Below are 23442 nucleotides of genomic sequence, written 5' to 3' on the forward strand. Positions count from 1 at the left end.
CTAAGGGTACAAATTTCTGATAAGGTAAGCACATTGGCTAAAAACGAGAAGTATAAAATTCGGTTGCATTTGAGTGAGGTGTGACACCTTATAATTGTCCAATTTTGCAAAAAAGAAGTGCTTGGAGAATGATGCAAATGAAACACCGGACGAAGGTTTAGCCTTATCGAAAAAGACTCTTATATTTGCTTCTTAAACTAGCGCAGGGGAATTGTTGGCTCGCCAGCCAGGAAATGGCAGCAGGCTATGAGCTCCGAAATTAACTAATTAAACACTGACCTAAATGACGACAAAAGCATCCAGAATCATCTATACCATCACAGATGAAGCGCCTGCCCTGGCTACGCGCTCTTTCCTGCCGATTGTGCAGGCTTTTACCAAAGCCGCCGACATCGAAGTAGAAACAAGAGATATTTCTCTGGCCGGCCGTATCATCGCTACTTTCCCGGAAAACCTTTCTGAAGAGCAGAAGCAGTCTGACGACCTGGCCTACCTTGGCGAATTGGCTAAAACTTCTGAGGCCAATATTATTAAACTGCCAAACATCAGTGCCTCTATTCCGCAGCTGACAGCGGCAATCAAAGAATTGCAGTCTCAGGGCTATAACATACCTGATTATCCGGCTGATCCTAAGAACGACACGGAGAAAGACGTGAAGGCTCGCTATGCGAAGATCCTGGGTAGCGCCGTGAACCCGGTACTGCGTGAAGGTAACTCTGACCGTCGTGTGGCTGATGCGGTAAAGCAGTATGCCAAAAAGCACCCACACTCCATGGGCAAGTGGTCTTCTGACTCTAAAACACACGTAGCGCACATGACGGGCGGCGACTTCTACGGCAGCGAGCAGTCTGTTGTGGTAGACAAAGCTACTGATGTGCGCATCGAGTTTGTTGGGGCCAACGGTGAAACCAAAGTGCTGAAAGACAAAGTAACCCTGAAGGCCGGCGAAGTGATGGACTCTTCTGTAATGAGCCGCAATGCACTGCGTTCGTTCCTGGAGAAAGAGATTGCTGAGGCCAAAGAGCAAGGCATTCTGTTGTCGCTGCACCTGAAGGCAACCATGATGAAAGTGTCCGACCCTATCATGTTCGGTCATGCGGTAACCGTTTTCTTCAAAGAGACTTTCGAAAAGCACGGCGCTACGTTCAAAGAAATAGGCGTTGACGCAAACAACGGTTTGGGTGATGTTTACAGCAAGATTCAGAACCTGCCAACCGAGAAGCGTGCGGAGATCGAAGCGGATCTGAAAATAGAGATGGAAAAACGTCCTGAACTGGCGATGGTGAACTCTGACAAGGGCATCACCAACCTGCACGTGCCAAGCGACGTGATCATCGACGCCTCTATGCCAGCGGCGATCCGTTCGTCTGGCCAGATGTGGGGACCGGATGGCAAACTGCACGACACGAAAGCGATCATTCCAGACCGCTCTTATGCGCAGATCTATCAGGAGGTGATCCAGTTCAACAAAGAGAACGGTGCTTTCGACCCGACCACCATGGGCACTGTGCCAAACATCGGTTTGATGGCGCAGAAAGCCGAAGAGTACGGCTCACACGACAAGACGTTCGAGATGGCTGCCGCAGGTACGGTGCGCATTGTTGACGCGGACGGCAACACGCTGATGGAGCAGAAAGTAGAGCAGGGCGATATATTCAGAGCTTGCCAGACGAAAGACCTGCCTATTCAGGACTGGGTGAAGCTGGCGGTTACAAGAGCCCGCATTACCAACACGCCAGCTATTTTCTGGCTGGACCCGCAGCGTGCACACGACGCCAACCTGATCCAAAAAGTAGAAAAGTACCTGCAGGACCACGACACCAACGGTCTTGAGATCAAGATCATGTCGCCGGTAGAAGCCATGCGCTATACCTGCGAGCGTGCTAAAGCGGGTAAAGACACCATCTCAGTAACTGGCAACGTACTGCGTGACTACCTGACCGACCTGTTTCCAATTATAGAACTTGGCACCAGTGCCAAAATGCTTTCGATCGTTCCGTTGCTGGATGGCGGCGGTCTGTTTGAAACCGGTGCGGGCGGTTCTGCACCAAAGCACGTAGAGCAGTTCGTAGAAGAGAACTACCTGCGTTGGGATTCTCTGGGTGAGTTCCTGGCTCTGGCAGTATCGCTCGAAGACCTGGCTTACAAGACTAAAAACGAGAAGGCAGAAGTACTGGCAGAAGCCCTGAACAAAGCCAATGCTGAGTTCCTGGAGAAAGATAAGTCACCATCCCGTAAAGTAGGCGGCATTGACAACCGCGGCAGCCACTTCTACCTGGCCATGTACTGGGCGCAGGCACTAGCTGAGCAGACCAAGAACCAGGAGCTGAAAGATCGTTTCTCGAAGCTGGCGCAGGAACTGACCGACAACGAGCAGAAGATCGTGGACGAGCAGATCTCCGCCCAAGGCAAGCCGGTGGACATCGGCGGTTACTACCACCCGAACGAAGAGAAAACCAGCAAAGCCATGCGTCCGAGTGAGACGCTGAATGCGGCTTTGGCTAGCTTCTAGTCAATAAGTATAAAGTATAAGTATGAAAGGCTGCCTGGGAGATCGGGCAGCCTTTCTTATTTTAAACTATTAACTTTGAAGCTGAGGCATAGCCAGTTCTTAAAGCACAGTGGCTGCCTAAGGAGCAACAATGGAAGAGCAAAACCCACCGTTCGAACCTTTTGACAGCACAGACGATCCGGAGTCGCTCTTTGCTGCACACCTTGCTTCCCAGCCACAGCTGGACGGGGCTTCTGCCGATTCCAGAACGATCATCGTCATTGGCAGACATCGCTATTATAACCTGTTCAGTGCCCAGCTTGTCTCTTGCAGCCTGAGCAGCACAGGCGAACTGAAAGCGCCTTTTACAGTACTGAGCCCGCTCGAGCTGGTTTGGCGAACCGAGCAGCCGGAGGAGTTGAAGTTCTACAGTGCCGTTGCCCGCTTTCAAAGTTTCTACGAGAAATCAGCTACGGATACAGCAAGTCTGAAGGCGCTGGAGCGCAACCCGCTTCGCTATCCCTACTACCTTCACGACAGTGAGATTTCCGAGAAAATAACAGCAAAGTCACTAAAACCTGTGCAGGTCACGCAACCAAGTATAGACTTTAAAGTGCGTATAGGCCTGAATAGCGATATGTTCAGTGTGACGAGCGATCTGTTTATAAACGGTACCTATTTTCCCTTTAGTCGCATCAGTGTCAGGTATAACCATTTTCTGGTTACGGACGATACCTGGTACCTGTGCTCCAATCCGCACCTGCCTTCTGTAGTGGCTTATTTCAAAAAGCACGATGGCGAACTCCAATTGCCGCACGATGCCTTTCTGCAATTTCAGAGGGAAGTGCTGGCTAAAATGGAGTCGTATGTGCCCATAGAGCATACTTACCTGAAACCTGCTACAAAGGCCCAGCTACGGAGCAAAGGTTTTAACCAGCAACCCGAAAATTTGCTATACCTGATCGAGTCGGAAAACTATGTGTTGCTGCAGCCTTTTATGCGCTATGGCGAAATAGAGATCCCGCTGCTGTCGAACAAGCTGATCTATGATCAGGATAATATGGGCCGGCCTTTCTTTGTGGCCCGCAACACAGAGGCAGAAGCGGCTTTCACGAAGTTGCTGATCCAGCAGCACCCGCATTTCTGGGAGCAGCTGGACAACATGCTCGATTACTTTTATCTGCACAAGGAGCGTTTTCTGGATGAGACTTGGTTTCTCAATGCCTTCGACAACTTGGCTGCCAACGGCGTAACCATCCTGGGCTTCAACGACCTGCAGGACAATAAGCTCAACCAGCATAAAGCTACTGTTTCCATAAACGTAGAAAGCGGCTTGAACTGGTTTAATGTGACGGCGCAGGTAAAGTTTGGCAGCAAGAAAGCGTCGCTGAAGCAGCTGAAGAAGGCAGTTGTAAACAAGAGTAAATACGTGCTGCTCGACGACGGCACGATGGGCATTATACCTGAAGAATGGCTCCAGCGACTGCAGCTCTATTTCGAAACGGGCGCGGTGGTAAGTGAGGAGGAACTGCAGATTCCTAAGACAAACTTTGCGGCGCTCACGGAGTTGTTTGAGGACTACATGCTCGATGAGCAGGTGCACAAAGAACCGTGGTGGTACCAGGAGCAGCTGAACAACGTGGAGAAACTAGCCCCAGCTCCTATACCTGCAGGACTGCAAACCACTTTGAGACCATACCAATGGCAGGGGCTCAGTTGGCTCAACTTTCTAGATGACCTGCAGTTTGGCGGCTGTCTTGCGGATGATATGGGCTTGGGTAAAACAGTGCAGATCATCGCCCTTATGCTGCTGCTGCGGGAAAAGCGAGAACGGCAGACAAACCTATTGGTTGTGCCAACTTCGCTTATACCTAATTGGCAGGCGGAGTTAAATAAGTTCGCTCCATCTCTTAGGCAGCTCACGCACCACGGTCCGAACAGAGCAAAAGATACGGCTGCTTTTCAGGAGTATGATGTTGTCATCACGACCTACAATACCCTGCTCTCTGATATTGTCTTTCTAAAGAAGTATCTGTTCGGCTATACCTTCCTGGATGAGTCGCAGAATATCAAGAACCCGAACTCGCAGCGCTACAAGGCGGCTTGTCTGCTGCAGTCACGCAACAGGGTGGTGCTCACAGGTACGCCTTTCGAGAACAATACTTTCGACATTTACGCGCAGCTTTCCTTTGTCAATCCGGGTTTGCTGGGCACTAGGACCTACTTCAGGAATACTTATTCCATGCCCATCGATAAGTTTAAGGATAGGCGAAGTGCGCAAGCCCTGCAGGAAAAGATCTGCCCGTTTGTATTGAGAAGAACAAAGGCAGAAGTGGCCAAGGAGCTCCCCGACAAAACGGAGATGGTGCTTTATTGCGAAATGGGAGAGGAGCAGCGCAAGGTATACGATACTGCCGAGCAGGAATTCAGAGACTATATTACCGCTAGCGGTGAAGAGGAACTTACAAAGCACCCAATGCACGTGTTGCGTGGCATCACTAAACTGCGCCAAATCTGCAACTCGCCACTGCTCACTGGCGATGCGAAGCTTTTTTCGGATACTTCTGCCAAGATACAGGTGCTCATGCAGCAGATTCAGAATGTAGCGCGACACCACAAGGTGCTGGTGTTCTCACAATTTGTGGGTATGCTGGACCTGATCAAAAATGAGCTGGTGAAGGAAAATATCAAGTACTCTTACCTCACCGGCAGCACCCGCAATAGGGGCGAGGTTGTAGACCAGTTCCAGACGGACGAGGAGATTCGCGTGTTCCTTGTAAGTCTGAAAGCTGGTGGAACAGGCCTGAACTTGACTGCAGCCGATTACGTGTTTATCGTAGACCCTTGGTGGAACCCAGCTGTAGAAAACCAGGCCATAGACCGCAGCTACAGAATAGGGCAGGCGAAGAAGGTGATCGCCGTGCGCCTTATTTGCCCCAACACCGTGGAGGAGAAGATTCAGATACTGCAACAGAACAAATCCAAACTTGCCACCGATCTGGTTACGGCCGACAACAGCTTTTTTCAATCACTCACTAAGGATGATTGGCTGAACTTAAGTAGTAACAGCAGTAATAGCTAATAAGAATTAATTCAGTACCCAGCATGCACGCTACGGGTATAGCATACCTAAAGAAGTGCTACTCCTGCTTCACAAGCATGTAACCTTTCCTGTCTAAGCCTGTTACACACCAAAGGTAATCAGGAACAATTATGGCGAATAACAATACTCCGGTTATAGTGTTGGCAGGTGGAACAGGCGATCTTGGCGGGCGCATTGCCAGGTCCCTGTTAGAGAAGGGGGCGCAAGTGCGGGCGTTGGTCCGACCGAAGAGTGATGCAGATAAAGTCGACTCTTTAAAAAGGCTGGGAGCTACCATTTGTGAAGTAGACTACCATGATGCTGCTGCACTGGCTAGAGCTTGTGAAGGAGCCAGTTGTGTGGTTTCTGCCCTTTCTGGCTTGCATTATGTCATGGTAGGTATACAAGCTTTACTGCTAAGAGCTGCTGTGGCGGCTGGTGTGCCCCGCTTTATACCTTCTGATTTTGCCATTGATTTCACGAAGCTCCCTTCTGGTAATAACCGCAACCTGGACCTCCGAAAAGAATTCAAAGAGCAGCTGGACAAAGCCCCTATCGCTGCGACCTCTATTCTGAACGGCATGTTCACCGATTTGCTCACCGGACAGGCGCCGGTTGTGCTCTTTCCAATAAAGCGGATCATGTATTATGGTGACCCGAACCAGCTCATGGATTTTACCACCATTCAAAACACTGCCGAGTATACCGCTGCTGCGGCTCTTGATCCCTCCACACCACGCTACTTACGCATTGCCGGCGATGTGCTGAGTGCAAACGGTTTGAGAGAGGCCGCCACCAGGGCTACCGGAGAAGAATTCAGTTTGCTTCGAGTTGGCGGAGTGGGTTTGCTGAGTGCTATCATAAAAGTTACCAAAACACTTACTCCTTCTAATAATGAGGTTTTTCCGGCCTGGCAAGGCATGCAGTATATGCGTGACATGTTCACCGGGCTTCCTAAACTCGAGCCGCTCGATAACGACCGGTACCCTGAGGTTAAATGGACCAGTGTAGCGGAAGTGCTGGCTACAAGGAAATGAGCCCGATTGCATGCGGATTATAATAAAACAAAAGCGGCAGCCTAACCAGGCTGCCGCTTTTGTTTACAAGGTATAGCACGAAGGCTTAGTACCCAAATACTTCCTCGAGTGATAGTTGCTTCACTTTGCCGTATTTCTCCAGCTCTTTGAAGTTCAGTCTGTCTTTTGAACCGATCACCAGAATTGCTTGTGGTTGTCCGCTCACATACTTCTTCTGGAAGGCCTGCAGTTGATCGAAGGTCAGGCTGTTGGCGCTTTCATACACGTCTTTGCGGATATCGTAGTCCAAGCCGAGGCGCTTGGCACGTTCGTAGTCGAACAGAATAGACGACTTGGTGATACGCTCCGAAGAAATGCTGTTGCGTAGCGAAGCTTTCGCGAGTTCAAAATTCTGATCGGCTAGTGGCATGTTTGTCAGGAGCTCTTGCATACCTGCCATCGCCTCTGGCAACTTGTCTGACTGCGTACCGATGTACGACATGATGTAGTTCGAGCGATCTTTCTTAGCAGCAGTGCTGTAGCTGGAGTAAGCTGAGTAGGCGAGTGCCTTCGACTCACGCAGTTCCTGGAACACGATCGAGCTCATACCTGCACCGAAGTACTGGTTGTAAAGACGAATGGTCGGCACCATGGCTTTGTTGAAGGCATCTGCTTTCGTCAGAAACATCAACTCAGCCTGCACCATGTTGTAGTCCACCCAGTATACCATTGGCTGCTTAATGTCCAGCTCAGCGTATACCTTCTCAGCCGGCACCGGCTTCAGTTTAGCCGGCACAATGTGGCCTGCGTTAAGTGTTGCTACCAAAGCATCTGTTTCACGTGGGCCATAGTACAGCACGCGGTGCTCGTAAGTCGGGATACTCTTGATGAGGTTCACCAGTTCCTGCGGTTTCACAGCCTTCAGTTCTTTCTCTGACAGTACCGAGGTGAAAGGATTCTTAGGTCCGTACTTGGCATAGTTCACCAGCGCCTGGTTCAGGATCACACCTTTGTTCAGCTTCGCGTCATTGCGGGCTTTCAGCATTCCCTGTACCATGTCGTCCAATGCTTTCTGGTCTGCTTTCGGATTTTGTAGCACGCTCTCAAACAGGGCCAGTGCCGGCTCAAAATTCTCGTCAAGGCCAGAGAGCGACACGTATACCTGGTCGCCTGAGGCAGATACGTTGAAAGAAGTGCCCAGCTTGTAGAACTCCTTCTTCAGCTCTTCTGCTGTATACTTGTCGTTGCCCAGGAACTTGAGGTAGTTCACAGCCATACCTAACTTCGGATCGTTGTCGCTGCCCATATCCAGGATGTAATACATCTGGAACAGACCGTTCTCGCTGTTCTTCGTGTACAGCAACGGAATGTCATTCTTCAATTTGGCCTCTTTAATGTCGGCTTTATAGTCAACGAATACAGGCGAAAGTTCAGAAGGGCCTTTGGCCATGAACTCACTGTAGTAAGCTGACTGCGCCTCACGGTTCACAGGTACCGGTGTGATGCTTGGCTTTTCTACTTTAAGGCTAGCGGCGTTCTTGTCGGTGCGCTTGTATACCTGCACGTAGTTGTTGTTGAGGTATTTGTTGGCAACTGCCATCACATCTTGCTTTGTGATCTTTGCAAATTCCTCCGGGCGCTTCACATAGTCTGCCCACGGAATGTCATAGATAAAGGCGGTCACGAAAGCATCGGCACGCTCTGAGTTGCGCTCGTAGGCACGCATTAGGCTGATCTTGTTGTCGTTGATGATAGCCGGGATCAGGTCGTCGTCAAACTTGCCCTGCTTCACCAACTCTACCTGTGCCAGAAGCAAATCTTTAACCTGGTCCAATGTCTGGCCCTGACGTGGCGAACCACCCAGGCGGAACACGGAGTAGTCTTTCATCTGGTTATCATAGCCATAAGCCTGCAACACTTTCTGCTGCTGGTTCAGGTTGAGGTCGATCAAGCCTGCCTGTCCGTTGTAGAGGATGGAGCTGATCATGCTCAGCACTTGCGCATCGCGTGAGCTCATACCCGGGAAGCGGTAAGCGATCGAAATGTTCTCTGCGCTCGGACCAGTCACTTCTTTGATGATTGGCTGTGCGATCGGCTTTTCCTGTGCTACCGTGAAGGTAGGAGCCGTGCTAGGCTTCAGTTTGCCGAAGTGCTCGTCGATCATGCGGATCGTTTGGTCAAAATCAATGTCTCCGCTCAGCGCAATGGCCATGTTGTTCGGTACATAGTAGGCATCAAAGTACTTCTTGATTTCTGTGATCGAAGGGTTTTTCAAGTGCTCAATGGTGCCAATGGTGGTTTGCGTACCGTATTGGTGGGTCGGGAACATAGCTGCGTTCAGCGTTTCCATCACTTTCCAGCCGTCGTTGTCGAGGGTACGGTTCTTCTCTTCGTATACCGCCTCCAACTCCGTGTGGAACAGGCGCGGCACTAGCTCGCCGAAACGGTGTGCTTCCAAAGCCACCCAGCGCTCCAACTGGTTGCTCGGAACGTCATTGGTATAAACTGTCTGCTCTACTGAGGTATAGGCGTTGGTTCCTTTGGCGCCAATTGCACCCAGGATCTTGTCATACTCGTTTGCCACGGCATAAGTAGCTGCCACGCCCGAGATGGAGTCGATCTGGTGGTAGATTTTTTTGCGTTGAGCAGGGTCGGTGGTATTGCGGTGTTGCTCATACAGCGCCTCAATTTTGTCCAGTTCTGCTTTTTCTTTCTGCCAATCCTGTGTGCCAAGCTGGCTGGTGCCTTTGAACACCATGTGCTCCAGGTAGTGGGCCAGGCCGGTCGCATCGGCTGGGTCGTTCTTGCTGCCGGCGCGTACCGCTATAAAAGTCTGCACACGCGGTGCATCTTCATAATCCGTCAGGTATACCTTCAGGCCATTACGCAAGGTATAGACGCGGGCGTTGAGCGGGTCGTTTGGAACGGTTTCGTAGGTATAATCTGTCAGCGCATCTTTGCTCGCAGCAGTAGCTGTGGTTTCGCCGGCTGACTGGGTTTGATACGTTTCGTTCTTACATTGCGTGAGCGAGAGCGCCGACGCAACCAGGAACAGCGATAATCCTTTTTTCATGGGTTTTCAGTTAGGATACAGTTATAGGGTACAGTAACACAAAAAAGGCTAAGTCACGAAGTTTCCAAGAAGAAAACCTCATGACCCACCTTGTGTTTTAATTAGAACTTTACAAATATAAAATTTTTCCTGAATTAGAAGTCAGTATCAAGACCGAAGCGCTGCTTCAAATCGACGAGCACCGGATATTTCTCGGCCAGGTAGTTGAATTTGTCCTGTGAAGTGTAAAGTTTTCTTTCGTCCTGTACCTCCATTACTTCAGCTCTCAGTTTTATACTGCGGTTACCGGTCTGTGCTTTCAGTTCACGCAGTATTTCCGGGCGCAGGCTGGTGAACTGGTCCATCATCACATGGTTCTCTAGGTGCAGGACGATCTCGTTGTCTTCCCCGATGTGAAACTGGCGGTTAAGCAAGGTATACTCCATCATGTTTTCTGCCTTCTTGCGGCGGAGGATGGCATGCCATACCGTGTTCAACCGGGCTTGATCAAGTGGTGTGGCGACCCCGTAGCCTACTTCTTCCTCTTCTTCAGCCACAGCTACATCGGCCACTGCTGCAGGTGGATTCTGCAGGTCCTTCAGGCTGGGCAGTTTGCCCAGCTTCTTTTGAGGTGGTACAGGTATAGACGGACGCTTTGCGACTGGCTCCGGAGCTGCCTGTGCTTGAGGTGGTGTCAGGTGGGCGTCTGGTGTGACCTGCTGCGGCTTAGGTGGCTGCTGCAAATCCTGCGAAGGCACGTGGCCCTGCTGGTGCGGCTGCTGCAAGCCAACGGAAGGTATACCGCCACTGCCTTGCATGGCTGCCGATGGCACCGTGCCGGCACTTGGCTGCTGCATTGCTGCCGAAGGTATAGCCGGGGCACCTGCTGGCTTGGTAGCGGCTGGTGCCGGGGCTGCTACCTTAGCTTTTTTTAATTCAGCTCCTTCCTGCGCAAAACTAAAGGCCGCGTTGAGGTGTGCCATCTTCATCAGGCACAGCTCCACGTGCAGGCGCTGGTTCTTGCTACTCTTGTAATTGGTGTCGCAAGTGCTCACCAGGTTCAGCCCTGAAAGCAAAAACGACACGGATGACTTCTGCGATTGCTCAGCATATTTCGCTTTGATATTATCCGACACCTCCAGCAATTGTACCGTCTGCGGGTCTTTGCATACCAGCAGGCTGCGGAAATGCTCGCCTATACCGATCAGGAAATTGTGCGAATCGAAACCGTTCTTCAGAATCTCGTCAAACAGCAACAGCGAACCCGACAGGTTCTGCTCCAGCAGGTGGTCCGTGAGTCGGAAGTAGTAGTCGTAATCCAGGATGTGCAGGTTCTCGACCGTGGCCTTGTAAGTCACGTTACTGCCCGAGAATGTTACCATCTGGTCGAAGATCGACAAAGCATCGCGCAGGGCGCCGTCGGCTTTCTGCGAGATCAGGTGCAATGCATCGGGTTCTGCCTGTATACTTTCCTTTTGAGCGATATTACCCAGGTGGCGCACCATGTCCTCAATCCGGATTCTGTTGAAGTCGAAGATTTGGCAGCGCGACAGGATGGTCGGGATGATCTTATGGCGTTCCGTGGTAGCCAGTATGAAAATGGCATAGGCAGGCGGCTCCTCCAGCGTCTTCAAAAAAGCATTGAAGGCCTGGTTTGAGAGCATGTGCACCTCATCTATGATGTAGATTTTGTACTTGCCGGTTTGAGGAGCGTAGCGCACCTGCTCCACCAGATTTCGGATGTCCTCCACAGAGTTGTTAGAAGCAGCATCAAGCTCGTGTATGTTGAACGAACTGTTGCTGTTAAAGCTGCGGCACGATTCGCACTCGTTGCAGGCTTCCACCTCCGGGGTGATGTTCTGGCAGTTAATGGTCTTTGCCAGGATACGGGCACAGGTTGTTTTACCCACACCACGCGGCCCACAGAACAAAAATGCCTGCGCCAGATGATGGCTGCTGATCGCATTCTTGAGTGTGTTGGTGATATGGTGCTGCCCTACCACGCTATCGAACGTGGACGGACGGTATTTACGCGCTGATACTACAAAATTTTCCATTACTACAAAGATAATCAATCTGAAGCTCAGATGGGAGAGCTTTTTATCCAGTAGTTTTCCAAGGATTTATCCACATAAGAGAATATGTCAAGTGTAACTATCTCTGCACCTGTAACACCCGGTTATAGCTGTTAATTGTTTTTAGTATATATAAAATTGAATATTACTTAGCAAGGCATCTCTTCTTTAAAAAAAGCTTTATAGCACCAATAACACAAAGTATAATATTTTTAATACAATTTTTGTATGAAATATTGCTAGTTACTAAAGGCCTGTTTTATTCCTGTTTTGATGTGTATAAACATCTTATTTTTAAATACTTAATAATCTTAAATATGAATTATTAAAATTTTTATTATTTATGTTTAAACATCTGTTTTGTATTCAAATATATTAATTTTATTATAAACTTAAAGAACAACTTATGAAAAAAGCTTTACTGCAAAGTACTCGAATGGTCCTTGTTTTGGTCCTGCTACTGAGTACAACGCTGTCCTACGGACAAGGACAGGGCAAAGGAAAACCAGAAAAGAAACCGCTGCCAGCTGCTGCGGTAGAGCACATGAAAAAGAACAAGCAAAAGCTTGAACTGGAAGACGCCGACATTGCCGAACTGGAGGTAAGCAGTGTGTCCGACAGTAAAAAGAAAGGCTTGAAACACTACTATGTAAAACAGCTGCACCAGGGTATAGAAATATCCGGAGCAGTTTCTACCATCAGTCTTGATCAAAACGAAAATGTGGTAGCAGTCGGCAAAGGCTTTAAAAAGGGATTGGCTAAACAAGCTATGCAAGCCAAAACGATGCAATCGCCTATGAGTGCAGAGCAAGCGGTGGCTGCTGCAGCTGGCTACCTGAAAACTCCGCTCAGAGGTTCGTTAACTGTAATCGAAAGAGGGGAGGGGGCTAACAAAGAAGTTCTGTTTTCAAATGGTGGAATTTCATTAGAGTCTATACCTGCCAAGCTAGTGTACCAACCAATGGAAGATGGCAGCCTGCGACTAGCCTGGGAAGTGTCTATCTATGAACTGGATGCTCAAAACTGGTGGAACATCAGAATGGATGCCAACACAGGTGAAGTCCTAGATAAAGACAACATGGTGGTGCACTGCCAGTTCGAAAACGATGGCCCAGGCGGCACGTTCATGCACGATAATCATAGCCACTCCCTGATGTCACCTTATGTTGCCGCTCCGGCAGCAAAAGCAGCCAGCGGCTACAATGTGTTCCCAATGCCAATTGAGAGCCCTTCTCATGGCCCGCGCGAATTTGTGAGCATATCAGTGGCTGATCAGCTGGCTTCTCCACAAGGCTGGCACACCGAAACCAGAACACGTGGTAACAACGTGTACGCCTACGAAGACCCGAACAACAATAACAGCTGGCAGAACAACTACAGCCCGGATGGTGGCCCTGAGCTGAACTTCGATTTTCCGATCGATTTTAACCAACAGCCGGTTACTTACCGCGACGCTGCCATCACCAACCTGTTTTACTGGAACAACATTATCCACGATGTTTGGTACCAGTACGGCTTTGATGAGGAGAGCGGCAACTTCCAGCTGAACAACTACGACAGAGGCGGTTCGCAGGGAGACCCTGTACTGGCTGAGGCGCAGGACAACAGAAACGGTACGTCGCGCAACAACGCCAACTTCGCCAAGAATGTTGATGGTTTCGCGCCACGCATGCAGATGTACCTGTGGAGCAGCCCACCGGATGCAGACATGTTCAAGGTAACATCTCCGGGCACCATAGCAGGTGCATATCCTGCTATTCAGGCTGCCTTTGGACCAAGACTGACAGCTACTCCCGTTACAGGTAGACTGGTGTTGGCAAATGGCATTGGCGGTACATCTACTACACCGGCCGAGGGTTGCGGCGCTTATACCAACGCTGCGGAAGTTGCCGGTAACATAGCCGTGGTATACAGAGGTAATTGCGACTTCAGCTTGAAGGTATACAATGCCCAGGCTGCCGGTGCCATTGCCGTGGTGGTGATCAACAATGCCCCAGGTGCTCCTATCTCTATGGGGGCTGGTGCCAGTACGCCAAGCCCGATTGTTATCCCATCACTGATGATAAGCGATGTGGCCGGTGCAGGTATAAGAGCCCAGCTGGATGCAGGTCAGGAAGTGACTGTGGCGCTTAAAGACGAAGGTCGTCCTGAGTTGGACGGTGACTTTGACAACGGCATCATCGTGCACGAGTATGGCCACGGTATCTCTAACAGATTAACTGGCGGACGCATGTTGGCAAACTGTCTGAACAATGCCGAGCAAATGGGAGAGGGCTGGAGCGACTGGTTTGGCCTGATGATGACGATGAGAACTGGCGATACAGGTGCAAAGAAGCGTGGCATTGGCACGTACGCGCAAGGACAGGCAACTGACGGAAACGGTATACGACCTGCACCATATTCCACAGATTTCGGCATCAACCCGCATACCTATGAGTCTACCAACAATGCGGCCATCAGCCAGCCACACGGTATAGGCTTTGTGTGGTCAACAATGCTCTGGGACATGACTTGGGCGCTGATCGACAAGTATGGCTTTGACGAGGACATCTACCATGGTACAGGAGGTAACAACATGGCGATGCAACTAGTGATCGATGGTCTGAAAATGCAGCCTTGCCGTCCTGGCTTCGTAGATGGTCGCGATGCGATTCTGTTGGCTGACCAGTTAAACAATAGTGGTGCCAATCAGGAACTGATCTGGAGAGCTTTTGCTAAGAGAGGTTTGGGTTACAGTGCAAGCCAGGGCTTAAACACAAACAGATTTGACCAAGTGGAAGCCTTTGACCTGCCTCCGGTATACGCATGTGATGCACCGACTATCACAGTGCAGAAGTCTAGCAATGTATACACAGGTGGCGATGCAAACACTATCTTCCTGGGTTATGGTGCACAGAGTGTGATGCTGCAGGCAAACGGTGATCCTTCGTTCAGCTATACCTGGAGCCCTGCTGACGGTCTTAGCGATCCGAACATTGCAAACCCTGTATTCACTCCAACAGAGGCAGGTACTTATACCTTCACGGTTACTGCTGTAAACGATAACGGATGTACACGCACAGCCTCAGTTACCATCAACGTAATTGAAGTACGCGAAACGCCTGGCAACAGTAGAAATACGAAGGTAATCATTTGTCATAACGGTAAAGCCACTGTGGTGGCACATGCTGCTGTAGCAGCTCACCTGCAGCACGGTGACAACCTGGGAGATTGCGGTATGGCTGTTACAAGTACTGCTGCCATCACAGGTGAAACAGTTAGCGCAGAAAGAATGTCCCTGCGTGCTGTACCTAACCCGTTCGGTGCCAAAACTGACATCGGCTTCACGCTGACGCAAGACGGCAGCTATAAGCTGGAAGTATTGGATATGCGAGGTGCTGTAGTAGCAGTACTGGCACAGAGCACTGGCAGAGCGGGTGAGCATAAGACTTTCCAGTTCGAGAAAGGCAAGCTGGCTGGCGGCATGTACATCGCCAGACTTGTGACAGATGAAGGAGTATCCTTTATTAGAATTGTGATGCAAAAATAATGCGTGCTTAACTATCCTAACGAGGCGGGGCCGGTGATTCATTTCGCCGGCCTTTGCTTTTTAGGTATAGATTGTAAGGGGCTCAACAGTAGCACCTCCTCCAGCGACTCAAACCGCCCTTTGATCTTAGTAGGGATTTATTAAATCAGATTTTGACTTGCTATACCTGATCCCTATACCTACCGCACTGCTTCGTAACCGCCAGGTATACCTTTCTTGGATAGCACCATTTGCCACAACTGGTTGTTGCGTGCACGAAAAGAGCCCGCGCTGGAGAGCAGGTAGTAAGTCCACATGCGGTAGAACCGTTCGCCGTACTCTCCCTGCAACTCTGGCCAGTGCCGGTTGAAGTTGTGGTGCCAGGCCATGAGGGTTCGGTCATAGTCAGGGCCGAAGTTGTGTAGGTCTTCCACCACAAAGATGTGTTCCATAGCGCCAGTGAGTTGCCGCAGCGAAGGGATCAGGCAATTCGGGAAAATATAACGGTCGATGAAGGGGTCAGGTGCTGTTTTAGAGAAATTGACGCCGATGGTGTGCAGCAGAAAAAGTCCGTCATCCTTCAGGCAACGGGCTGCTGTTTGCATATAGGTACGGTGGTTACGGAGGCCCACATGCTCAGCCATACCTATGGATACCACATGGTCAAACTGCTCCCGCACATCGCGGTAGTCCTGTAGCCGGATCTCGATGGGCAGTCCTTTGCAAAGTTCCCGTGCCAGCGCAGCTTGCTCCCGCGACACGGTAACGCCCACTACTTCCACACCATAGCGTTCAGCCGCATACCTGGCGAAACTTCCCCAGCCACAGCCAATGTCAAGCACCCGCTGTCCGGGCTGCAGCCGTAGCTTACGACAGACGAGGTCGAGTTTATGTTCCTGGGCCTGGTCCAGATTGTCAGCCTCTCTCCAGTAAGCACAGCTGTAAACCAGACGCTTGTCAAGCATGCGTTGGTACAGACCGTTGCCGATGTCGTAGTGGCGTTGGGCATTGCGTGCCGCTCTTCCTCTGGCCTGCAGGTTCATAGCCTTTGCCAGCAGCACTTCCAGCACAGTTCGCCATCCAAAGCGAGCTCTTTTGTAGAGGTCGGCCCGCATGATTTTGTTCACAAATTCGTCTATCCGGGCGCAGTCCCACCAGCCGTCCATATAGGCCTCACCCAGGCCCAGGGAGCCCTGGCTAAGCACCCGTTTGTAGAAGCGATCATCATGCACCTGGAGGTCCCAGGGATCAGGACCATTGACCTTGATATTGGCTGTAGCCAGCATGGCAGTCACCTGCTGCTGTAAAGAGGAGCTTTTCATAAGGCAGGAGTATTTGGAGTGCTGTATATACTCGTTTGCCTATGAACGAAAGAGAAAGTAAATGGTTAATAATGAGTGTGCTGTGCTAGAAAGTAAGGGTAAAGACGGAACCTGCGCCTTCCTGCGACTCGACCTGAATGGAACCTTTGTGCAGCAGCATGATGTGCTTGGCCAGGCTGAGGCCTATACCTGAGCCATCTTTGTGAGACGTGAAGAACGGGATGAAAATGCTTTCCATCAGCTCTTCGGGTATACCTGTTCCATTATCCCGCACCTTGATGTACACCTTGCCATTTTCCAACTCACCGGCAGTGAGCCATACCTGTGGTTCCGGCACCTCTTTTACAGCACGCGCCGCATTCAGGATCAGGTTGATCAGCACCTGCTCCAGTAGATTCACGTCGCCGTTCAGGGTCAGGTCAGGAGAGGACACTTGGCAGCTGAGGGCTATACCTTGTTCCTCCAGACGCGGACGCATAAGCGCATCAATGCTATTGAGCAACTCCTTCACATAAACAGTGGTCAGCAGGATCTGATGCGATTTGTTGAGGTTGCGGTAGAAGTGGGCAAAGCGCAACAGGCCTTCGCTTCGCTTCTTGATGATGGAGATGCCTTCTTCGGTATCCTGCAGCAGCTCATGGTTTGGCAGAAGCTGTCCCTGTGCTTCCTGCTCTTCGCGCTCCGCCTGCAGGTGCTTGCCCAGCGAGTCGGCCAGGGAGGCAATGGGTGCTACCGAGTTCATGATCTCGTGGGTCATCACGCGCAGCAGTTTCTGCCAGGCTTCGGTTTCAGTTTCGTCCACGGCAGAACTCACGTTTTTGATCGCGACGAGTGTAAGGGGGTGCCTTTGCATGGTAAAAGCTGTGGCGGAGAGGAGAAGCTGGGTACTGCCCTGTGGCAGCTTTTGCTTTAGCAGTTTGTTTTCGCCGGGCTGCAGCTCCAGTATCGCCTCCAGTAGCTGCGGGTAGCGACGCTCCAGGTTATCGAGGCTTTTGAGGTGGGGTATACCCAGAATGTTCTTGAAAGCATCGTTCACCCACTCCACCTGGCCCTCTTCATCATAAGCCATGATGCCGGTGTCGATGAGCTGCAGGATGGTCTGCATGTACTGAAACTGCGCCTCCTTCTCGATCTCCAGCTGCTTAAAGGTATGGCTGATCTGGTTGAAGGCCTGATGGAGCGGCCGTAGCGAATGATTGGAAGGGTTCTCGTTGAACTGCTGCGTAAAGTCCCGCTGCCTGACTGCCTGCAGAAACTTAGCCATTTCATAATTGCTTCGGGTCACATAATTGGCTAGTTCCCATACCTGCGCCAGCATGACCAGAATGCCGGAACCAACCTGCAGCCAGGTGAACTGCACCAGGTATAGCGAGGTCAGCAGCATCATGCCCAGCAGCAGGGTGAACCGTATCAGCAGGCCAAATTCGAGGCGCTTAAATTTCATGCTTGTTCAGGCGGCGGTAAAGCGCAGTACGGGTAAGGCCGAGTTCCTTGGCTGATTTAGAGATATTGCCTTTGTTCTTCTCAATCACGCGTCGGATCGTTTCCCGCTCGATCTCGCTGAGCGGCAACTGCTGATCAAACACCAGCGCACCGGCAGGTATGGTTTGTGGTGTATCAAACTCCATGGCCGAGAAGCTGAAGTCCTGCGGTTGCAGCACATTGCCCTCGGCCATGATGATGGCCCGCTCCACAGCGTGTTGCAGTTCACGGATGTTGCCCGGCCAGGCGTGCTGTCGTAGTTTCTTGAGCGTGGCAGAATCAAACACAGGTATAGCCTTGTGATTTTTAGGCGCGTAGTAGGCGGCAAAGTGCTGCGCCAGCAGTTCCACATCGGCGCCGCGTTCACGTAGTGGCGGCAGTAGGATCTCGACCGTGTTAATGCGGTAGATCAAGTCTTTGCGAAACTGGTTCTGGGCCGCCAACTGGTAAATGGGTGCATTGGTCGCTGTGATCAGTCGGATATCGACAGGTATTGGCTGGTTAGAACCCAACGGTGTTACCTGCCTGTTCTGCAACACGGTAAGCAATTTGGCCTGCATCGGCAGCGAAATGTTACCGATCTCATCCAGAAACAGCGTGCCGCCGTTGGCAGCCTCAAAGCGGCCGATCCGGTCTTCTTTAGCATCGGTGAAGGCTCCTTTCTTATACCCGAACAGTTCACTCTCAAACAGTGAATCGGTCAGGGCACCCACATCTACACTCACGAAAGGCTTGTCGGCCCGAAAGGACTTCTGGTGCAGGGCCTGTGCTACCAGCTCTTTGCCGGTACCGTTTTCGCCCAGTATCAATACATTGGCTTCTGTAGGCGCTATCTTGTCAATCTTATACAGCACCTCCCGGATGGCGTCCGACTCGCCTAGTATAGAGGTAGCACTATCTGTTTTACGCTTCGAAGGCTGACCTTTCTGTTTCAGCTGCTTGGCCTCCAGGGCGTGGTGCAGCGTCTCGAGCAGTTTATCGTTATGCCAGGGCTTTACAATAAAATCATAGGCGCCTTCTTTGAGGGAGCGCACCGCCAGTTCTACATCGCCATAGGCCGTGATCAGAATCACAGTCGCATTCGGGTCTTGCTGCAATATCTGGCGCAGCCAGTAGATGCCCTCGTTGCCGGTATGCAGGGCGCTTTTGAAGTTCATGTCCAGGAAGATGACATTGAAACGCTCTTTATCCAGCAGCTTCACCAGGTTCTCCGGGTTCTTCTCGGTCACCACTTCCTTCACTTCGGTCTTTAAAAGCATTTTCATGGCGAAGAGCACATCTGCCTCATCGTCGACGACCAATACCCGTCCGTTTTTAACTGCAGCCATATGCGAAAGTTAAATTTCAATTCGAAGATAATTAGTATTTCGCAATTTTACCTTAGGTAAAATCAATTTTTTGTGTCCTGCATGATGTGTTGCGAAAGCGCACAGGTGTATCATTGGAAAGTGTATCGGAAGCGGACACCCTGTTGCTGATGTTTCTGTGTATTTAGCTTAAAATCAATAGTTTGTGATTATGGCATTTTTATTTCTTACTTATTTAAGGATACACCACGGAAATATATGCTGCTTGGTATTCTGAAGAAAGAACTTGACGAGATAATAGGAAAAACTATGCTGAAGAACTATCTCAAAATGGCTTACCGCAACCTGCTGCGGCACAAAGGTTTCTCCCTGATCAATGTCTCAGGACTTGCCCTGGGTATGACCTGTAGCATCCTGATCCTGCTGTGGGTGAAGGATGAGTTAAGTTTTGACCGTTTTCATACCAATGTGGATCAGCTATACCGGGTGATGGGCAGGCAGCATTACCCTGGCTCCGATGACCTGACGACCGAGTCCGGGCCGGGCAGGTTAGGGCCGGCCATGCAGCAGGAATTACCGGAGGTACAGCATGCCGTTCGCGTGACCTGGGATCAGGAAAACCTGTTCAGCTATGAAGAGAAGGCAATAAAGGGAAAAGGCTACTATGCCGACTCCACCTTCTTTCAGGTATTCTCTTTCCCGCTGCTGCACGGTGACGCAGCACAAGTACTCATGCAACCCAAGTCAGTAGTCATCAGCGATAGCCTGGCCCGAAAATTATTCGGAACCACCGAGGTGGTTGGCAACATGGTGAAGCTGAATAATGTCGAAAGCTATACTATATCGGGCGTGATGCACGCAGTGCCGAAAAACTCTTCCCTTCAGTTTGACTATATCATGCCCTTTGTGGATTACGAAGCGCAACATAGTTGGATTAATGAATGGGGCAACTACTCCATACGGACCTATGTGCAGCTACAGCCTGGGGTTGATGTCGAAGCTTTCAACGACAAGATTAAGCTCTTCCTGAAACAGGGCGATAAAGGCACCCGTGATACAGACTTGTTTGCACAGCCTGTAAAAGATATTCGCCTGTACTCCGACTTCCGGAAAGGGAAAACAGAGAGCGGGGTGATCATGTATGTCAGGCTCTTCTCGGTAGTGGCTGTTTTCCTGCTGTTGATTGCCTGCATCAATTTTATGAACCTGGCCACGGCACGGTCTGCCAAGCGGGCTAAGGAGGTTGGTGTTCGCAAAGCTATCGGCGCCAGCAAAGGCTCACTGGTGCGACAGTTTATGATCGAATCTGTGCTGATCGCTTTTCTGGCGCTATTTATTGCCGCCAACCTGACAGGCATGCTGGTACCGGCTTTTAATGAAATCACAGGAAAGGCTGTAGTTTTTGATCTGACCGACCCTGAAATTATCCTCCTGCTCATAGGAGTTGCTTTGTTCACCGGCATTGTGTCGGGCAGCTATCCGGCCTTCTTCCTATCCTCCTTCGATCCGGTGGTGGTACTCAAAGGCACGGTGAAGCTCAACGATCGTGTTACCCTCTTCCGCAAAGGGCTGGTGGTGTTTCAGTTCATGCTGTCGGCATTGCTGATCGTGTGTACGCTGGTCGTATACCTGCAACTGCATTTCATTCGCACCAAAGACATCGGTTTACAGCGCGAAAACGTGGTGCTCATACCTATAGAAGGACAGATAAGAGACCGCCTCGAAATTATAAAACAAGACATGCTGAAGATAAATGGTGTTTCGGCAGTAGCGGCATCAGACCAAAACCCACTGAGGATGGGCTCTAACACAGGCGATGTGGAGTGGAAGGGGAAGGAGCCCGGAGCAGATGTGCTGATAGATTTTTTGCACGTGGACTACGGCTTAATTGAGGCCATGGGCATGAGACTTAAGGAAGGAAGAACCTTCTCAAAAGACTTTGGAGCAGACACTGCCAACTATGTCATAAACGAAGAGGCGGTCCGGCTGATGCAGATGAGTGAGCCAGTGGGCCAGTGGCTTAAGTTGTGGGGTGTGGAAGGACGCATAATTGGCGTAATCGAGAATTTCCAATCAAGGAGAATGCAGGTTGGAGCTGCTCCTCTAATCATCAAGCTTGATCCGGATAACGTCAGCTACCTGTATGCCAGGGTAGAGCCCGGAAACACATCAAGTGCGCTTACCGGCATCGAAGGAGTGCTGCAAAAGTATAATCCGGCTTTCCCTTTTGAGTATCACTTCCTGGATGATGTTTTTGAACGCATATACAAGAGTGAGGTCATCATCGCAAAGCTGACCAATTATTTTGCAGGTATAGCCATCGTCATTTCCTGCCTCGGTCTGTTTGGACTGGCGCTGTTTACAGCTGAGCAGCGAAAAAAAGAGATCGGTGTGCGCAAGGTGCTGGGGGCTTCGGTATCAGGCATCGTGTTCATGCTCAGCAAAGACTTCCTGAAGCTGGTACTTATCGCCAATGTAATCGCGCTGCCTTTGAGTTGGTACATGATGAACTCCTGGCTCAGCGATTATGCCCACCGCACGGAGCTTAGCTGGTGGATCTTTGCATTAGCCTTCGCTGCCACCATCATCATCGCCATGCTTACACTCAGCTTCCATGCCATCAAAACAGCTATGGCCGACCCGATCGGTTCGCTGCGGACGGAGTAGGTCATTAAAGTAAAATCAAGCCAAAAGTATAAAATAACCCTATGAAAAAGTGCCTCCTATTGTTGGTGTTGCTGACAAGTTTTGTCGCGAAAGCTCAGGTTCCTAACACGCTGTCTGCTACTGATAAAGTATACGGGCTGTCGAAGTTCTGGCAGGAAGCAAACTATAACTTCGTATACCTGGATAAGGTGGATCGGACCAAGTGGGACAATGCCTACCGCGAAGCGATTACCAAAGTACAAAACACCAATAACGATTACGAGTACTACCGTGAGCTGCAGAAGTTCTGTGCTCTGCTCAACGACGGTCACACCAACATCTATTTCCCGAAAAGTGTAGATACCCTGCTATACAACGACATGTTTGGCAAGTACAGGATCTTCCTGAGCAACATCGATAACAAAGCCATCGTCACGAGGACCAACCTCAGCATAAAAGATGAGGTGCCGGTAGGCAGTGAGATAATTGAGGTAAACGGACAGCCGACAGCGGAATATCTGAAGCAGCATGTGTTGCCTTATATTTCCTCGTCTACGGATTATGTGCTGATGGATTGGGCTGTTAGTAATATGCTGAAAGGCCTGAAAGGGGAAAAGTATGACATCACCTACAGAACCCCGAAAGGTAAGGTGAGGGCATTGACACTCACGCATGCTAAAACAGCCGAGAAGGAAGTATTCCCTTCCGTTGAAAAGCGGGAACTGCTGACCCTGAAGTGGTACCGGGACCAGACTGCTTATCTGGCCCTGAATGGCTTCCATGATCCGAAGATAAATGAGCTGTTCCTGGAGAAGCTGCCTGAGCTGCGCAAAGCGAAAGCCCTGATAATAGACCTGCGCTCCAACGGTGGCGGTTCTACATCCATAGGCCGTGAGATTCTCGATTACCTGAGCCCCGATACGCTGCTGTTCGGTTCGAAAAACTCCACGCGCCAGCACCTGGCCAGCTTTAAGGCATGGGGTGCATTTACAGCTCCAAAAGATACAGTTAATAATGCCTGGGCTGTTAAATCGTTGAACGCTTTCCAGGACAGGTTGATGCATGAGTTTGACTATAGTCCGGCCCAGAATAAAGTAAAACAGAGCGAGAAGGTAATTGTGCCCACCGCTATACTCATCGGGCACAATACAGCTTCTGCCGCCGAAGATTTTCTAATCTACGCTGATAACCAGAAGCACATGACCAAAATTGGTGAGAACTCCTTTGGAAGCACTGGCCAGCCTTTTATGTTCGAGCTGCCTGGGGGAGGAGGTGCCAGGATCTGTACGAAGAAAGACACATACCCGGACGGCCGTGAGTTTGTAGGCTATGGCGTAAAACCTGACATAGAAGTAAAGAGGACGCTGCAGGATTACATCCAGAAGAAAGATCCGGTGCTGGAGCGTGCCCTGAAACACCTGAAAAGTCAAAAACTAGCCGCTAAGTAAACCCTAAATCCCA

Annotated in this window: 11 protein-coding genes; 6 read left to right on the top strand and 5 right to left on the bottom strand. The window is 50.5% G+C overall.

Annotated elements, in window-relative coordinates; genetic code table 11:
- The first annotated feature begins 283 nt into the window (after nt 1-283).
- The 3 genes from I0P70_RS09850 to I0P70_RS09860 all read left to right on the top strand — a co-directional run bounded on the left by I0P70_RS09850 (nt 284) and on the right by I0P70_RS09860 (nt 6610).
- On the top strand, nt 284-2512 hold the full coding sequence (locus I0P70_RS09850) for an NADP-dependent isocitrate dehydrogenase (RefSeq protein WP_196117222.1): 2229 nt from the start codon (nt 284-286) through the stop codon (nt 2510-2512).
- Nucleotides 2513-2642: 130 nt separating this feature from the next.
- Complete coding sequence (locus I0P70_RS09855; RefSeq protein ID WP_196117224.1) at nt 2643-5573, top strand: DEAD/DEAH box helicase; 2931 nt, start codon at nt 2643-2645, stop codon at nt 5571-5573.
- A 131-nt stretch (nt 5574-5704) separates the two neighbouring features.
- Entirely contained in the window at nt 5705-6610 is a 906-nt protein-coding gene (locus tag I0P70_RS09860; RefSeq protein ID WP_196117226.1) for an NmrA family NAD(P)-binding protein, read from the top strand.
- Between the two features lie 85 nt (nt 6611-6695).
- Here the strand turns inward: I0P70_RS09860 and I0P70_RS09865 are convergent, their stop codons facing one another.
- Nucleotides 6696-9662: a pitrilysin family protein gene (locus I0P70_RS09865; protein WP_196117228.1), complete on the bottom strand. Its 2967-nt coding sequence runs from the start codon at nt 9660-9662 to the stop codon at nt 6696-6698.
- Between the two features lie 134 nt (nt 9663-9796).
- A complete protein-coding gene (locus I0P70_RS09870; protein ID WP_196117230.1) occupies nt 9797-11698 on the bottom strand; it encodes a DNA polymerase III subunit gamma/tau in 1902 nt (633 codons plus the stop codon).
- A 424-nt stretch (nt 11699-12122) separates the two neighbouring features.
- Here I0P70_RS09870 and I0P70_RS09875 point away from each other — a divergent pair, with 424 nt between their 5' ends.
- Nucleotides 12123-15245 carry a T9SS-dependent M36 family metallopeptidase gene (locus I0P70_RS09875; RefSeq protein WP_196117232.1) on the top strand — a complete coding sequence of 1041 codons (3123 nt, stop codon included), beginning with the start codon at nt 12123-12125 and terminating at the stop codon, nt 15243-15245.
- Between the two features lie 179 nt (nt 15246-15424).
- On the opposite strand, the gene cfa is transcribed toward I0P70_RS09875, so the two are convergent.
- The 3 genes from cfa to I0P70_RS09890 all read right to left on the bottom strand — a co-directional run bounded on the left by cfa (nt 15425) and on the right by I0P70_RS09890 (nt 19356).
- The gene (cfa, locus tag I0P70_RS09880; protein ID WP_196117234.1) at nt 15425-16546 is read right to left on the bottom strand and encodes a cyclopropane fatty acyl phospholipid synthase; all 1122 of its coding nucleotides are present in this window, start codon (nt 16544-16546) and stop codon (nt 15425-15427) included.
- A gap of 85 nt (nt 16547-16631) precedes the next feature.
- On the bottom strand, nt 16632-17990 hold the full coding sequence (locus I0P70_RS09885; protein ID WP_196117236.1) for a PAS domain-containing sensor histidine kinase: 1359 nt from the start codon (nt 17988-17990) through the stop codon (nt 16632-16634).
- Nucleotides 17980-19356 carry a sigma-54 dependent transcriptional regulator gene (locus I0P70_RS09890; RefSeq protein WP_196117238.1) on the bottom strand — a complete coding sequence of 459 codons (1377 nt, stop codon included), beginning with the start codon at nt 19354-19356 and terminating at the stop codon, nt 17980-17982. The genes I0P70_RS09885 and I0P70_RS09890 overlap by 11 nt, the downstream gene beginning before the upstream one ends.
- A gap of 288 nt (nt 19357-19644) precedes the next feature.
- Here I0P70_RS09890 and I0P70_RS09895 point away from each other — a divergent pair, with 288 nt between their 5' ends.
- Nucleotides 19645-22002: an ABC transporter permease gene (locus I0P70_RS09895; RefSeq protein WP_230392106.1), complete on the top strand. Its 2358-nt coding sequence runs from the start codon at nt 19645-19647 to the stop codon at nt 22000-22002.
- Between the two features lie 41 nt (nt 22003-22043).
- Nucleotides 22044-23429 (top strand): S41 family peptidase, encoded by a 1386-nt coding sequence (locus I0P70_RS09900; RefSeq protein ID WP_196117242.1) that lies wholly within the window; start codon nt 22044-22046, stop codon nt 23427-23429.
- The last annotated feature ends 13 nt before the right edge of the window (nt 23430-23442 follow it).

This window comes from Pontibacter sp. FD36 (assembly GCF_015686655.1).
GTDB lineage: Bacteria > Bacteroidota > Bacteroidia > Cytophagales > Hymenobacteraceae > Pontibacter.

Bases quoted from the DNA above. Each gene is read 5' to 3' on its own strand.
- I0P70_RS09875 (WP_196117232.1), top strand. From the start codon at position 12,123: ATGAAAAAAGCTTTACTGCAAAGTACTCGAATGGTCCTTGTTTTGGTC.
- I0P70_RS09900 (WP_196117242.1), top strand. From the start codon at position 22,044: ATGAAAAAGTGCCTCCTATTGTTGGTGTTGCTGACAAGTTTTGTCGCG.
- I0P70_RS09865 (WP_196117228.1), bottom strand. From the start codon at position 9,662: ATGAAAAAAGGATTATCGCTGTTCCTGGTTGCGTCGGCGCTCTCGCTC.
- I0P70_RS09855 (WP_196117224.1), top strand. From the start codon at position 2,643: ATGGAAGAGCAAAACCCACCGTTCGAACCTTTTGACAGCACAGACGAT.
- I0P70_RS09895 (WP_230392106.1), top strand. From the start codon at position 19,645: ATGCTGAAGAACTATCTCAAAATGGCTTACCGCAACCTGCTGCGGCAC.
- I0P70_RS09850 (WP_196117222.1), top strand. From the start codon at position 284: ATGACGACAAAAGCATCCAGAATCATCTATACCATCACAGATGAAGCG.
- I0P70_RS09870 (WP_196117230.1), bottom strand. From the start codon at position 11,698: ATGGAAAATTTTGTAGTATCAGCGCGTAAATACCGTCCGTCCACGTTC.
- I0P70_RS09890 (WP_196117238.1), bottom strand. From the start codon at position 19,356: ATGGCTGCAGTTAAAAACGGACGGGTATTGGTCGTCGACGATGAGGCA.
- I0P70_RS09860 (WP_196117226.1), top strand. From the start codon at position 5,705: ATGGCGAATAACAATACTCCGGTTATAGTGTTGGCAGGTGGAACAGGC.
- cfa (WP_196117234.1), bottom strand. From the start codon at position 16,546: ATGAAAAGCTCCTCTTTACAGCAGCAGGTGACTGCCATGCTGGCTACA.
- I0P70_RS09885 (WP_196117236.1), bottom strand. From the start codon at position 17,990: ATGAAATTTAAGCGCCTCGAATTTGGCCTGCTGATACGGTTCACCCTG.